Annotated in this window: 8 protein-coding genes; 6 read left to right on the top strand and 2 right to left on the bottom strand. The window is 61.7% G+C overall.

Going from position 1 to position 13,955, the window contains the following annotated elements; all coding sequences use genetic code 11:
• The first annotated feature begins 47 nt into the window (after window positions 1-47).
• Window positions 48-6,473 carry a translocation/assembly module TamB domain-containing protein gene (locus AC1D2N_RS21985; protein WP_130653577.1) on the top strand — a complete coding sequence of 2,142 codons (6,426 nt, stop codon included), beginning with the start codon at window positions 48-50 and terminating at the stop codon, window positions 6,471-6,473.
• A gap of 70 nt (window positions 6,474-6,543) precedes the next feature.
• On the opposite strand, the gene AC1D2N_RS21980 is transcribed toward AC1D2N_RS21985, so the two are convergent.
• Window positions 6,544-6,981 carry an Lrp/AsnC family transcriptional regulator gene (locus AC1D2N_RS21980; protein WP_176707449.1) on the bottom strand — a complete coding sequence of 146 codons (438 nt, stop codon included), beginning with the start codon at window positions 6,979-6,981 and terminating at the stop codon, window positions 6,544-6,546.
• 124 nt (window positions 6,982-7,105) lie between these two features.
• On the opposite strand from AC1D2N_RS21980, the gene rocF reads away from it, so the two are divergent.
• The 5 genes from rocF to AC1D2N_RS21955 all read left to right on the top strand — a co-directional run bounded on the left by rocF (window position 7,106) and on the right by AC1D2N_RS21955 (window position 12,125).
• Window positions 7,106-8,041: an arginase gene (gene rocF / locus AC1D2N_RS21975; RefSeq protein WP_065276383.1), complete on the top strand. Its 936-nt coding sequence runs from the start codon at window positions 7,106-7,108 to the stop codon at window positions 8,039-8,041.
• Between the two features lie 71 nt (window positions 8,042-8,112).
• Entirely contained in the window at window positions 8,113-9,312 is a 1,200-nt protein-coding gene (gene rocD, locus AC1D2N_RS21970) for an ornithine--oxo-acid transaminase (RefSeq protein WP_065276382.1), read from the top strand.
• Window positions 9,313-9,365: 53 nt separating this feature from the next.
• Window positions 9,366-9,596: a hypothetical protein gene (locus AC1D2N_RS21965; protein WP_176707448.1), complete on the top strand. Its 231-nt coding sequence runs from the start codon at window positions 9,366-9,368 to the stop codon at window positions 9,594-9,596.
• Complete coding sequence (locus AC1D2N_RS21960; protein WP_003543427.1) at window positions 9,596-10,072, top strand: chemotaxis protein CheW; 477 nt, start codon at window positions 9,596-9,598, stop codon at window positions 10,070-10,072. The genes AC1D2N_RS21965 and AC1D2N_RS21960 overlap by 1 nt, the downstream gene beginning before the upstream one ends.
• 292 nt (window positions 10,073-10,364) lie before the next feature.
• A complete protein-coding gene (locus AC1D2N_RS21955; RefSeq protein WP_028734251.1) occupies window positions 10,365-12,125 on the top strand; it encodes a methyl-accepting chemotaxis protein in 1,761 nt (586 codons plus the stop codon).
• 119 nt (window positions 12,126-12,244) lie between these two features.
• Here AC1D2N_RS21955 and AC1D2N_RS21950 read toward each other — a convergent pair whose 3' ends face one another.
• The gene (locus AC1D2N_RS21950) at window positions 12,245-13,903 is read right to left on the bottom strand and encodes an OFA family MFS transporter (protein WP_065276380.1); all 1,659 of its coding nucleotides are present in this window, start codon (window positions 13,901-13,903) and stop codon (window positions 12,245-12,247) included.
• Window positions 13,904-13,955: the final 52 nt, after the last annotated feature.

Here is a 13,955-nt window from a genome sequence, read left to right as displayed (position 1 = left end):
TTTTCCGATCTGTGAGCCGTCATGAAAACGGGGTAGTGTCCGCGCCGATGCAAATGCTGGCAAAAATCGTCAACTGGATCGTACGGCTGACCGGCTATGCCGTCGGCGTCACTTTGATTCTCGCTGTCGCGGCCCTTGCGATCTTCGGCTTCACCAGTTTTGGCGCCCGCATCGTCACCGAAAAGATAGCCTCCACGCTTTCCAACCGCGACATGACGATCCAGGTTCGTGAACCGCAAGGTCTTCTGACCGGCGGGCTTCGCGCCGCCGAGATCTCCATCTCCGATACCAGGGGCGTCTTTGCGGAAATTCATGGCATCGCGATCGACTGGAATCCGCTGGCGCTGCTGACCGGAACCTTCCACGCCAAACGCTTCGAGATCGAAGCGATCAACGTGCTGCGCAAGCCGGTGCGCACCCTGCCCTCGCGGCCCGGAGCTGAAAATTCCGGCGGATTCGCTCTTCCGATCAAGGTCGATATAGACCGCGTCGCGCTGCCCGATATCAAACTTGCCGCACCCGTTGCCGGCCGCGCCTTTGCGCTCGCCGCCGAAGGCAGCCTTTCGGCGAACGGCGATGGCGGCGAGGCCGTCGTCAATGTCAGCCGTCACGCGGTTCCGGATGCGCGGCTTGCCGCCGACATCGCCTATGCGCCGGCTGAAAACCGGCTGCGGCTGAAGGCGCAGCTTTCCGAGCCGAAGGGCGGGCTGCTGGCGGGCTTTCTCGGCTTGCCGGATAGCCCGGCCGTCAATATCGATCTCGACGGCCAGGGGCCGATATCCGATTGGAAAGGTAAAGTGCAGGCCGCCCTCGACGGACAGCAGCGCGCCGCAATCGAAGCCCGGCATCAGATCACGGCAGACGGATTGCACCACCTCGACCTCAAGGGCGGCGGTGACTTGAGCTCGCTGCTTCCATCGGCATTCCGGCCGCTTTTTGCCGGCCAGACCAATATCGATCTTGCCACCACCTTCGACGACCGCGGCAAGATCGATATCCAGACCGGCAATATCGCCACCGGCAGCGTCGTGATCGCCGCCTCGGGCACCCTCGATCCAGCCGGCAACAACAGCCTGAACGCCAATCTGCTCGGCACGTCGGGGCCTGTCGATTTCCGCTGGCCGCTCGCTGAAGGCGAAGCGCGCTTCCTCATTTCTGGCCTCAACCTGGCGCTAACCGGCGATGCGCAGGCCGCCCGACTGAACGTCAGCGGCTCGCTCGACACCGCAACCCTTCCGCAGGCCAATATCGGCAACATCAAGCTGACCGCAAAGAGCGACGCCTTCAATCTCGCCGCCCGTTCCGGCAGCGTCCAGCTGCGCCTCGTTGCCGGCGATACGACCTTCACCGACCCGAACCTCAATCGCGCCGTCCAAGGCCCGGTCACGATCGCCTCGCCGCTGCAGATCTCGCCCTCCGGCATCGGCTTCAACGGTACCACCGTCGAAAGCGCCAATATCAACGGCGGCCTCAACGGCTCCTACCGGCTGGCGGACAAAGCGCTGACCGGCAACCTCAAGCTCACCATCAACCCGGCAGCTCTGCCGGCTGCGATGACAAGCAGGTTCGACGGACCGATCTCGCTCGAAAGCCAGGTGGTCGGCACCATCCCCTCAAAATTCGCACTGTCCAATCTCGTCCTGAAATCCGGCACGCTCGAAGCCGCCGGCAACGTCGCACTCGACGGCGGGACGTTGAATGCCGATCTCTCCGGCCGGCTGCCTGACATCGGCAAGCTCATCCCCGGCGCCAGTGGTGGGGCGGGCTATGCGCTGAGAGTGGGGGGTGAGCTCCCGGCAATCTCCGTGACGGCCAATCTCAAGGCCGCCAGCCTTGAAATGGCCGACCGCGTGCTCGGCAACCTCAATATCGACCTGTCGGGTCTCGCCGATCCCAAGGCGCCGCAGGGCAGGATCGCCGCCACCGGCACGATCGATGGCCGCCAACCGATCGGCATCAACGGCGACATCACCTCGCAGGACGGCAAGATAAGCATTCCGGCGCTGACCGCCGATATCGGCGGCAACCGACTGACCGGCAATGCGGAATTCTCGCCTACCCTGGAGCCAACAGCCGCACTGACCTTCGATTTCCCCAATGTCGGCCTGCTCGCCGCACTCGGCGGACAGAAGGCCGAAGGCGATCTCAAGGGTTCGCTCGGCGTCAGCAGCGACAGTGGCAAGATTGCGCTCAAGCTGCTTGCAACGGGCGGCTCGATCCACCGTGATACGCTTGCGATCGTCAAACCGGATATCGATGTCACGATCAGCGATCTCAATGCCCTTGCCGCAAACGGCACTATCAAGGCCGAGGGGGTAAGCGCCGGAACGAACAAGCTTGCCGGCCTTTCGCTGGGTTTTACCAAGCAGCAGAACCATACCGACTTCGATCTCGATGCTGCCTATGACGGCAATCCCGTGCTGGCCGCGGGCAATATCGAGGCTCAGGACGGCACGATCCACCTGAACCTTGATCGCTTCTCGGCAAGCCCCCGCAATATCCCGATCGAGCTGGCCGCACCGACGCAGGTCGCCATCGGCGGCGGCGCCGCCAATCTGAACGGACTGATGCTGAAAACCGGCACCGGCTCGGTAACCGTTAGCGGTTCCGCCGGCGAAACGCTGAAGCTTGATGCAGATATCCGCGAGCTGCCGGCAGCGCTCGCCAACGGTTTCGTGCCCAACCTTTCAGCCGGCGGCACGATCTCCGGAACGATTGCCGTGACGGGAACGCCGGCAGCACCGGTCGCCGACTTCAAGCTCGGCTGGAAGGATGCGACGACGGGCCAGACCAAGGGCGCCGGCCTGGCGCCGCTCGACATCACCGCCGGCGGCAAATTCGCCGACAACAAGCTCGATTTCGACACGACGGTCGGCAGCAATGACGGCCTCTCGCTGAAGGCCGCCGGCAATGTCGCGCTCGCCGACCCGAAGGCACCGGTGCTTGATGTCAACGCCGATATCCTCAACCTGCCTGCCCGCATCGCCAACGGTTTCGTTCCCGATCTCGCCGCCGCAGGCACGATTACAGGAAAAGTGACGGCCTCCGGCTCCCTCGCTGCGCCGACCGCCAATTTCGATCTCAACTGGAAAGACGCGGCGACGAGCCAGACGAAGCGTGCCGGCCTTGCGGATCTCGGCGTGAAGGCAACCGGAAAATTCGCCGACAACAAGCTCGATTTCGATACGGCGATCGGCGGCGGAAACAGCCTCTCGGTGAAGGCGACCGGCAATGTCGCCATCACGGGCACGACGATCGGCAACGTCAAGGTCGACGCTGCGCTGGCAAATGTCCCGGCGAATATCGCAAATAGTTTCGCCGCCGACCTCGCCGCCGAAGGCGCGATCTCCGGAAAGATCTCGGCCAGCGGGTCGCTTTCCGCTCCGAGTGCCGATTTCGATCTCACTTGGAAAGACGCGGCAACGAGCCACACAAAGCGCGCCGGCCTTGCTGCGCTCGGCGTGACCGCATCGGGAAAATTTGCCGACAACAAGCTTGATTTCAACGCGGTGGTTGGCGGCGCCAACAGCCTGTCCTTAAAGGCAAACGGCAATCTTGCCATCAAAGGCACGACGATCGACAACCTCACGGTCGACGCCACACTGGCGAATGTTCCGGCAAATATCGCAAACAGCTTCGTCGCCGATCTCGCCGCCGAAGGTGCGATCTCAGGAAGGATCTCGGCCACCGGATCCCTCCCGGTTCCGAATGCAGATTTCGATCTCACTTGGAAAGATGCGGCGACGAGCCACACGAAACGTGCCGGCCTTGCAGCGCTCGGCGTGACCGCATCGGGAAAATTTGCTGAAAACAAGCTTGATTTCAATGCTGCAGTCAGCGGCGATAAAGACCTCTCACTGAAGGCCATGGGCAATGTCGCACTCGCCGGCACGGCGATCGACAGCATCAAGGTCGATGCCGAGATCGCCAAGCTTCCGGCCAGTCTCGCAAATGCCTTCGTTCCCAATCTGGCCGCCGGCGGCACGATATCCGGCACTACGTCCGCCTCAGGGACACTCGCCGCACCGAAAGCCGACTTCAAGCTCGACTGGACGGATGCTGCGACCAGCCAGACCAGAAGCGCTCATCTCTCGGGCCTCGCGCTCACCACATCCGGACGCTTCGCCGACGACCGGCTCGATTTCAATGCCACTCTCGCCGGCAAGGACGGCCTCTCGCTGAAGGCCGCTGGCAACGTCGCGATATTAGGCACCTCGGTTAAAACCCTCGACGTCAAGGCCGATCTTGCCAACCTGCCGGCAGGCCTCGCCAATGGCTTCGTCCCGGGTCTTGCCGCCGAAGGCACCGTCTCGGGCACGGCATCCGCCTCCGGCGCGCTGCCTAAACCGGCGGTCGATTTCAAGCTCGACTGGAAGAACGCCGCGACCGCCCAGCCCAAGAGCAGCGGCCTTTCGGGCCTGAGTGCTGCGGCGTCCGGCAAGTTCGTCAACGACCGGGTCGATTTCGATGCCAATCTCGCCGGCAAGGACGGCGTGTTGGCCAAGGCGACGGGCGGCGTCACGATCGCGGGAACGGCCATCCGGGACCTTTCGATCAATGCCGATATCCCGGCGCTGCCGGCAAATATCGCAAATGCTTTCGTTCCCGGTCTCGGCGCCGAGGGCACGCTTTCGGCAAACGCCATAACGTCGGGAACGCCGGCAAATCCGATCGTCGATTTCAAGCTCAACTGGAAAGATGCCGCGACCAGCCACACCAAGGCTGCCGGCCTTTCCCGCCTTGCGCTGGCGGCGACGGGAAAATACGCTGGTGACAGGCTGGATTTTGATGCCGCGCTCAACGGCAGCGGCGGTATTGCGCTGAAAGCCGCCGGCAATCTCGCCATCGCAGGCACGTCGATCAAGTCTCTCGATGTTACGGCGAATACCACCAATCTTCCGGCGGGCATCGCCAACGGCTTCGTTCCCGGCCTTGCAGCCGAGGGCGCGGTCTCGGCAACCGCAAAGGCCACAGGCGCGCTATCGGCACCCTCCGTCGACTTCAAGGTCGACTGGAAGAACGCGGCGACGAGCCAGACCAAAGGTGCCGGCCTTTCGCCGTTCAACATCGGTGCATCAGGCAAACTGGCCGGAAACAGGCTGACGGTCGACACCAGCCTTGCCGGTGACGCCGGCATGTCGCTGAAAGGCGGCGGCAGTGTCGTCATCACAGGCAATCGCGCCCTCGACATGCGGTTCAACGGCAATCTTCCTTTCGCCGTGCTCGGCGCCCCGCTTGCGCAGCAGGGCCTCGTTGCGGACGGCGTCGCCACCGTCAACCTCCAGATTGGCGGAACGGCCGCAGCGCCCGTTATCAACGGCACTGTCTCGACATCAGGCGCGAAGCTCGTCGACGTCCGACGCAATCTTGCCGTCAACAATCTTGCGGCGACCGTGACCTTCAATGGCAGCCAGGCGGTGATATCACGCCTCAGCGGCAACCTTGGCGGCGGCGGCACGATTTCGGCCAGCGGCACCATCGGCATCCAGCCGGCCGGCGGCTTTCCCGCTGACATTTCGATCAAGCTCGACAAGGCGGTCTATGTCGATGGAACGCTTGTCGTCTCGACCGTCAATGGCACGGTCGGCCTGCGCGGGCCGATCATGAATGCGACGCTGAGCGGCAAGCTTCGGCTGGACAAAACCTCGATCACGGTCCCGGAAAAATTGCCGACCTCGCTGAGAGAAGTCGACATCCGGCATAAGAATGCGCCGCGGGCGGTGCTTGCGCAGCTACGCGATGACGGTGAGCGGAAACCCGGCGAGAAATCCTCCGTGATCACACTGGATCTCGAAATCGATGCGCCCTCGCATATCTTCGTACGCGGCCGCGGCATCGATGCCGAGCTTGGCGGCCGGGTGACCATCCGCGGAACAGCGGCTGCACCCATCGTGACCGGCGGTTTCATCATGCGCCGCGGTCGCATGACCATTCTCAACCGCCGCCTGGATTTCTCCGACAAGAGCAGGATCACCTTCGCCGGCGACCTGACGCCGGCGCTCGATATGGAAGCGACCTCGGCCTCCGGCTCGACGACGCTGACCGTCGACGTCGCGGGTCTCGCCACCGACCCCGCGATCACCTTTTCCTCCTCGCCCCAGCTGCCGCAGGACGAGGTGCTGGCGCAGCTGATCTTCGGCCAATCGATGTCGAAGCTCTCGCCGGTGCAGATCGCCCAGCTCGCCGACGCCGTCAGTCAGCTGGCCGGCAACCGCTCGACCTCGCTTTTCGAAGGCCTGCGCAACCAGCTTGGCGTCGACGATTTCGACGTCAGCACCGATTCCAAGGGACAGACGAGCGTCAGCGTCGGCCGTTATCTCAACGACCGCACCTATTTCGAATTGCAGCAGGGCGGTTCGGCCGGCGCCAAGGCGGTGATCAACCTCGATGTCGGCCGCGGCGTCAAGCTGCGGGGAGCGGCCGGGGGTAATGGTGCGGGCGAAGCTGGCATTGTCTATGAACGGGAATACTGAGCCAGCTTAACCTATTATTTTTACGCTATTCCGGACGGAAAACCGCTTCGCACTTTTCCTGGAAATTGCTCTAGAAACCCGTTTTGCTTGTCTTGAGAAGGATGTTGGTCTCGGTCGAATTGATGCCATTGATCAGCCGGATCCGGCGCAGCGTCTCGTCGAAGGCAGCAAGGTCGCGATCCTCGAGTTCGGCGACGAAATCCCATTTGCCGTTGGTGCTGTGAAGCGCCCGCACCTGCGGTAGGCCCCTCAACTGATCGGCCACCCTGTCGGCGAGCTTGCCGAGCACCTCGATCATGACGATGGCGCGCACGCCGGCGGACCGCGTCTCATGACCGGTGCGGATGGTGAAGCCGACGATGGTGCCGCTGGCGACCAGCCGCTCGATCCGGGCGGCAACCGTTGCCCGTGATGCACCCGTCATTGCCGCAAGCGAAGAGACGGAAATCCGGGCGTTATGGCGAAGTGCACTCAGAAGTTCAGTGTCGAGATCATCCACGCTGATCACTTTGTCAAAATAGGTTTATCAATCTGCGCAATCATAGTCCATTTCTGACACTTTTCCATCTTTTTGCCGCCAGCCCTTTATCCCACTATCGGCCGAAACAGGCCTCAACACGGAGCCCTCCAAAATGAATACCCATTCGCGATCTGTCACCCTCATCGGCGCGCCGCTGGAGGAAGGCTCCGGCCGCAGAGGGGCTGCCATGGGCCCTGCGGCCCTACGCATTGCCGGCGTCGACCAGACGCTGATCGAGCTTGGCCATGACGTCGCCGATATCGGCGATCTCAGGATCGTGCCGGCGATGGATCTGCCGAACCACCCGAAGGCCCACAATCTGAGGATCGTCGGCGCCTTCACGCGCGCCCTCGAAAGTAGCGTCCACGACGTGGCCGCCTCCGGCCGTTTTCCGCTGATTCTCGGCGGCGACCACAGCCTTTCCATGGGCAGCGTTTCCGGCATGGCCCGCTATGCCGCCAGCAAAGACCGCCCTCTCTTCGTCCTCTGGCTTGATGCCCATGCCGATTTCAACTCTCCGGCCACGTCGCCGTCCGGCAATATTCACGGTATGCCTGTCGCCTTCTTCTGTGGCGAGGCGGAGTTCGCCGAGATCCTGCCGAAGGGACGTCCGTTCGTCGATCCAAAGAATGTCTTCCAGGTCGGCATCCGTTCGGTCGATGCGCGCGAGCGCGAGGAAATCCACGAACACGGTGTCAATGTCTTCGACATGCGCGCGATCGACGAGCAGGGCATCGGCGCCATCATGCGTGAGATCCTCGATGTCGTGACCAGGGCAAACGGCCTGCTGCACGTCAGCCTCGACCTCGATTTCCTCGATCCCGAGATCGCGCCCGGTGTCGGCACGACGGTCCCGGGTGGCGCGACTTTTCGCGAGGCGCATCTGGTGATGGAAATGCTCTCGGACAGTGGCCTCGTCTCGTCGCTCGATCTCGTCGAACTCAATCCGTTTCTCGACGATCGCGGCAAGAGCGCCCGCATCCTGGTGGAGCTGACGGCAAGCCTCTTCGGCCGCCGCATCTTCGATCGTCCGACACGCGCCGCATAAGAGCATGTCGAACAAAAGTGTGCAGCGGTTTTGCGAACATGCGTTGAAATAAAACTAGAGGGAGAACGGCCATGAACACTTCGGAAAAACTGATCGCCACGGAACAACGGCTCGGCGCCCATAACTACAAGCCGCTCGACGTGGTGCTGACGCGTGGCGAAGGTGTTTATGTCTGGGATACCGACGGCAACCGCTATCTCGATTGCCTCTCGGCCTATTCCGCCGTCAACCAGGGCCATTGTCATCCGAAGATCCTCGCCGCCATGGTCGAGCAGGCGGGTAGGCTGACGCTCACCTCCCGCGCCTTCCGCAACGACCAGCTCGCCTATCTCTACGAAGAGCTCGCGGCTCTCACCGGCTCCCACAAGATCCTGCCGATGAATTCCGGCGCCGAAGCGGTGGAGACCGCCATCAAGGCGGTGCGCAAATGGGGATACGAGGTCAAGGGCGTGCCGGATGGCAAGGCGGAGATCATCGTCTGCGCTGATAATTTCCATGGCCGGACGCTGAGCATCATCAGTTTCTCCACCGATCCCGAAGCCCGCGCCGGCTTCGGTCCCTATACGCCAGGCTTCCGCATCATTCCCTTCGGCGATGCCGAGGCTTTCGCCGCCGCAATCAATGGCAATACGGTGGCTGCCCTGATCGAGCCGATCCAGGGCGAAGCCGGCGTCATCATTCCGCCGGCAGGTTATTTCACCCGCATCCGCGAACTCTGCACGGCAAACAACGTCACCCTCATCCTCGACGAGATTCAGACCGGCCTCGGCCGTACCGGCAAGCTGCTGGCGGAGGAGCACGAAGGCATCGAGGCCGACGTGACGCTGATCGGCAAGGCGCTGTCCGGCGGCTTCTATCCCGTGTCGGCCGTGCTTTCGAATTCCGAAGTTCTGGGCGTGCTGCAGCCCGGCCAACACGGCTCGACCTTCGGCGGCAATCCACTCGCCTGCGCAGTGGCGCGTGCCGCGCTCAAGGTGCTGACGGAAGAGGGCATGATCGAGAACGCCGCCGTCATGGGCGACTACTTCCTCGAAGGCCTCGGGTCGATCCGCTCGAACATCGTCAGGGACGTGCGCGGCCGTGGCCTAATGATGGCCATCGAACTGGAACCCGAAGCCGGCGGCGCACGGCAATATTGCCATGCGCTGAAAGAGCGCGGCCTTCTCGCCAAGGATACCCACGACCACACAATTCGCCTCGCTCCGCCGCTGGTCATCACCAAAGAGCAGGTGGATTGGGCAGTCTCGCAGATTGAGAAGACGATAGGCTGAATAAATCGGCGCAATTCTTCTTCACGATCTCGAATATGCATGGAAGATCCCGAATGCCAGAGATCGACAGCAAAACCGCCTGGTTTTCATCCGAGATTAAAAACCTTCGCAATCGCGTCTCCCGATTTAGATTTGGGCAACACTCTTTCGCTAATGTCGTCGATAACCGTAACGATGCTTCGCCGAGCGCAAAGCCATCGCGTGGTATGAAGGCAAAGCTTGGCCGCGCCAATGGTGGCGCATCCGCTTCTGCCCTGGCTTACGATAGTTGGGAAGAATTCTAATGGCCACGATCAATTCGACTAACTTCAGCGGCGATACGCTCGAAATTATTGCCTTCCGCCTGCATGACCAGGAATTCTGCGTCAAGACCACGACCATCCGCGAAATCCGCGGCTGGGCGCCGTCGACGCCGATCCCGCATGCGCCGGCCGATGTCATAGGTGTCATGAACCTGCGCGGCTCGGTGATCCCGATCATCGATCTTGCTTTCAAACTCGGCATGAAAAGCACGGTCGCCAATGAGCGCAGCGCCATCGTCGTCGCCGAAGTTCACAGCATGGTCATCGGCATGCTTGTCGACCGCGTCTCGGATATCCTCACCATCTCCTCCAGCCAGGTCCAGCCGGTGCCCGAGGTGACCGCCTCCTTCGACCGCGCTTATTGCGAAGGTATCATTGCCTCGGAAAACGGAATGATCTGCTTCCTGAATCTCGCCAAGATGTTCAAGGAAAACGAGACGGATGAACTGGCGGCCTGATCGGCCAATATAATTCTCAATAAAAACCGCCCACCCGGGCGGTTTTTTGTTGCGCATCGCGAGCAAGTATCGGCCGCCACTATCCGCCTTGGCGCTTTTGATTAGAAACAGCTTCTATACCGGAAATTAACCACGTTCCGTCATCATGGGATACTCAAGGATGACACGTATTCCGCCAATCTGGGAATGACAACCTGTACTGTCTGTCTTCTCATCACCGGCATTCCTTGTCCGATCGGCTTCGCCTTACCAGACGAAGCAGCAGAAAACTGTGCATTTCAGAGGGACGGGAATGTTTGGTCTATCTTCCGATTCGAAATATATTCTCAATGCCATTTCCAAATCGCAGGCGATTATCGAATTCGACCTCAAGGGAAATATCCTCACGGCGAACGAGAATTTCTGCAATGCACTTGGTTATCGCCTGAGCGAGATCGTCGGCAAGCATCACAGCATGTTCTGCGAGCCGGCCTATACGGCAACGCCTGAATATCGTGCCTTCTGGGCACGGCTCGGGCGCGGCGAATATGATGCCGGTGCTTACAAGCGTCTCGCCAAGGGCAACAGAGAGATATGGATCCAGGCTTCCTACAATCCCATTCTCAAGGGCGGAAAGCCATTCAAGGTGGTGAAATTCGCGGCCGACATCACTGCCGCCAAGAAGCAGGCGGTCGAGGATTCCGGCAAGCTGGAGGCGATCTCGCGTTCGCAGGCGGCGATCGAATTCACCCCGAAGGGCGAGATCCTGACCGCGAATGAGAATTTCTGCAAAGCCATGGGATACTCCCTGGCCGAGATCACCGGCAAGCATCACAGCATATTCTGCGATCCGGCCTATGTCAGCACCGAGGATTACGGCAACTTCTGGCGCCGTCTTGCCAATGGCGAATTCATTGCCAACGAATTCGTCCGCTTCGGCAAGGACGGCCGCGAAATCTGGATCCAGGCTGCCTATAACCCGATCGTCGATGCCGACGGCAAGGTCTACAAGGTCGTGAAGTTCGCAACCGACGTCACCCAACGCATGAGCGCGATTTCACTGCTTGGTGGCGCGCTGCGCCAGCTGTCCGAAGGTGATCTGACACGGACGGTGGACACGCCCTTCGTCCCGTCGATGGAACAGTTGCGGCACGATTTCAACACCGCAATCAAAGGTCTTGCCGAGACGATGAAGACGATCGGCGAGAATGCCAGCGCGATCGCCTCCGGCTCACGCGAGATTGGCGCATCGGCGGACTCCTTCTCCAAGCGGACGGAACAGCAAGCCGCATCCATCGAAGAAACCGCAGCCGCGCTGGAAGAGATCACCACGACTGTCAACGATTCCAGCCGTCGCGCCGATGAGGCCGGCCGCCTTGTCGCCATGACCAAGCAGGGCGCCGAGCAGTCCGGTATCGTGGTCCGCAATGCCGTCGCCGCCATGGGCCAGATCGAACAGTCCTCCCGCGAAATCACCAACATCATCGGCGTCATCGACGATATCGCCTTCCAGACCAATCTCCTGGCATTGAATGCCGGCGTCGAGGCAGCCCGCGCCGGCGAAGCCGGCAAGGGCTTCGCCGTAGTGGCCCAGGAGGTCAGGGAGCTCGCCCAGCGCTCCGCTAACGCCGCCAAGGAGATCAAGACGCTGATCAACACGTCGGGCGAGCATGTCAGGAACGGCGTCGGCCTCGTCGGCCAAACCGGTAAAGCGCTCGAGGAGATCGTCACCCAGGTCGGCGATATCGACGGCAACGTCGTCGCCATCGTCGAAGCCTCCAGGGAGCAGGCAACCGGCCTCAAGGAAATCAACCAGGCCGTCAATACACTGGATCAGGCAACCCAGCAAAATGCCGCCATGGTCGAGGAGAGCACCGCTGCCAGCCACAGCCTTGCGAGAGAGGCCGAAACGCTGCGTGTTCTGCTGACGAGGTTCCGTCTGCCAGGCCAGACCCAGACCGCCGGCAGGCATGAGGCAAGACAGACGGGCTCACCGGCGCTGCATCTTGTTTCACGTGTCGCAAAGGCGCACGGGACTGCCGCGGCAACTGCCCAGAGCTGGGAAGAGTTCTGATCCCAGTCTCCGCACATCGTCATTTTACTGTGCCGCCGCCAGGCGGCACTTTGATCAGATTGCACCGTCTACGAAGATAAACGCGTCGTATGAACACCCATGCGACGCGCTTTGATGGCTCAGCCGAACAGCGCCAAAGTCGCCCGCAGCGTCACCCAGACACCCCAGAGCAACGGCACGCCGACGACGGCCCAGGCAAGCATCGCCTTGGCGTCCAGCCCGCCTGTGCCGATGCCGAAGGAACCCGTCGGACCGGCATTGACGGCCGCCGACTTCGCCTGCAGCGCAGCGACCTCGCCATCGGACATGAACCATTTGTCCGAAAGCGGCCTGATCAGCGAATTGGCGATGAGCCCGAGCGCCAGCATGCCGGCGAGGATATACATGGTGCCGGTATAGAGGGTTGGACCGGGCGCAACGCCGGCGGCGATCTGCGCTTCGCGGATATAGTTGACGACGACGGGACCGACGATACCGGCCGTTGCCCAGGCGGTCAGCAGCCGGCCGTGGATGGCGCCGACGAACTGGGTGCCGAAAATATCGGCAAGATAGGCCGGTATGGTCGCGAAGCCGCCACCATACATCGACAGGATGATGCCGAAGGAAAGAACGAACAGCGCCTTGTTGCCCATGCCCGCGAAGGTGGGCGCCAATGCATAGAGCACGATGCCAAGGACGAAGAAGCAATAATAGGTATTCTTGCGGCCGATCTTGTCGGACAGCGACGCCCAGAAGAACCGTCCGCCGATGTTGAAGAGCGACAGCAAACCGGCAAAACCGGCGGCGATCGTGGCGATCGATGCCTTCTGGCCCGCGTCGAGCTGGGCGAAGCCGACGTCCGGCAGGCCGATCAGCGAGCCGGCGAAGATTTCCTGCAGCATCGGCGAGGCCATGCCGAGAACGCCGATACCGGCCGAAACGTTGAGGCAAAGCACGGCCCAGATCAGCCAGAACTGCTTGGTCTTGTGGGCATCGCGCAGGTGCACATGTTTGGTGGTGATCATCGTGCTCTTGGCCACAGGCGGCGTCCAACCCTCGGGACGCCAGCCAGCCGGCGGAATGCGGTAGCCGAAGGCACCGCCCATCATGAAGACGAAATAGATCGCCGCCATGACGATGAAGGTCTGCCAGACGCCGACCGAACTGTCGGTCTTAAAAGTATTCATCAGCAGGTTGGCCAATGGGGCGCCGATCATCGCACCGCCGCCGAAGCCCATGATCGCCATGCCGGTCGCCATGCCGCGCCGGTCGGGAAACCACTTGATCAGTGTCGAGACCGGCGAGATGTAACCGAGGCCGAGACCGATGCCGCCGATGACGCCGGCACCGAGCCACATCATCCAGAGCTGATGAGTGATGACGCCGATGGCGGCAAGAATGATGCCGCCGCACCAGCAGCAAGCGGAAACGACGCCCGCCTTGCGCGGACCGGCCCGCTCGAGCCAGCCGCCCCAGATGGCGGCGGACGAACCAAGCAGAACGAAAAACAGCGTATAGATCCAGCCGAGGTCGGCAACGCGCCAGTCGCAAGTCGTGGTGAACAGCGCCGAGGCGAGTGTCAGATCGGGGCAGGCCGTCGAGGCCGTGATCCCGAGCGACTTGGAAAGCGGCAGCCAGAACACGCTGAAACCATAGGCCATGCCGATGCAGAGATGGATGGCGAGCGCTGCCGGCGGCACCAGCCACCGATTGAACCCGGGCCTTGCGATGATCCTTTCACGATCGAGCAGGCCTACCCCCGCCAACGCCCCATCTGTCCGTCTTTCCGCTGCGGTCATGAAAATCCTCCTTGATACAAATCTGCTTTGATTTCAGCTTTTGCGCAGGCAG

This window comes from Rhizobium sp. P1_B8 (assembly GCF_056406515.1).
This window is presented reverse-complemented; position numbering and strand designations above follow the sequence as displayed.

Coding starts and splice junctions, on each gene's coding strand:
- AC1D2N_RS21985 (WP_130653577.1), top strand. CDS start 48: ATGCAAATGCTGGCAAAAATCGTCAACTGGATCGTACGGCTGACCGGC.
- rocF (WP_065276383.1), top strand. CDS start 7,106: ATGAATACCCATTCGCGATCTGTCACCCTCATCGGCGCGCCGCTGGAG.
- rocD (WP_065276382.1), top strand. CDS start 8,113: ATGAACACTTCGGAAAAACTGATCGCCACGGAACAACGGCTCGGCGCC.
- AC1D2N_RS21965 (WP_176707448.1), top strand. CDS start 9,366: ATGCCAGAGATCGACAGCAAAACCGCCTGGTTTTCATCCGAGATTAAA.
- AC1D2N_RS21960 (WP_003543427.1), top strand. CDS start 9,596: ATGGCCACGATCAATTCGACTAACTTCAGCGGCGATACGCTCGAAATT.
- AC1D2N_RS21955 (WP_028734251.1), top strand. CDS start 10,365: ATGTTTGGTCTATCTTCCGATTCGAAATATATTCTCAATGCCATTTCC.
- AC1D2N_RS21950 (WP_065276380.1), bottom strand. CDS start 13,903: ATGACCGCAGCGGAAAGACGGACAGATGGGGCGTTGGCGGGGGTAGGC.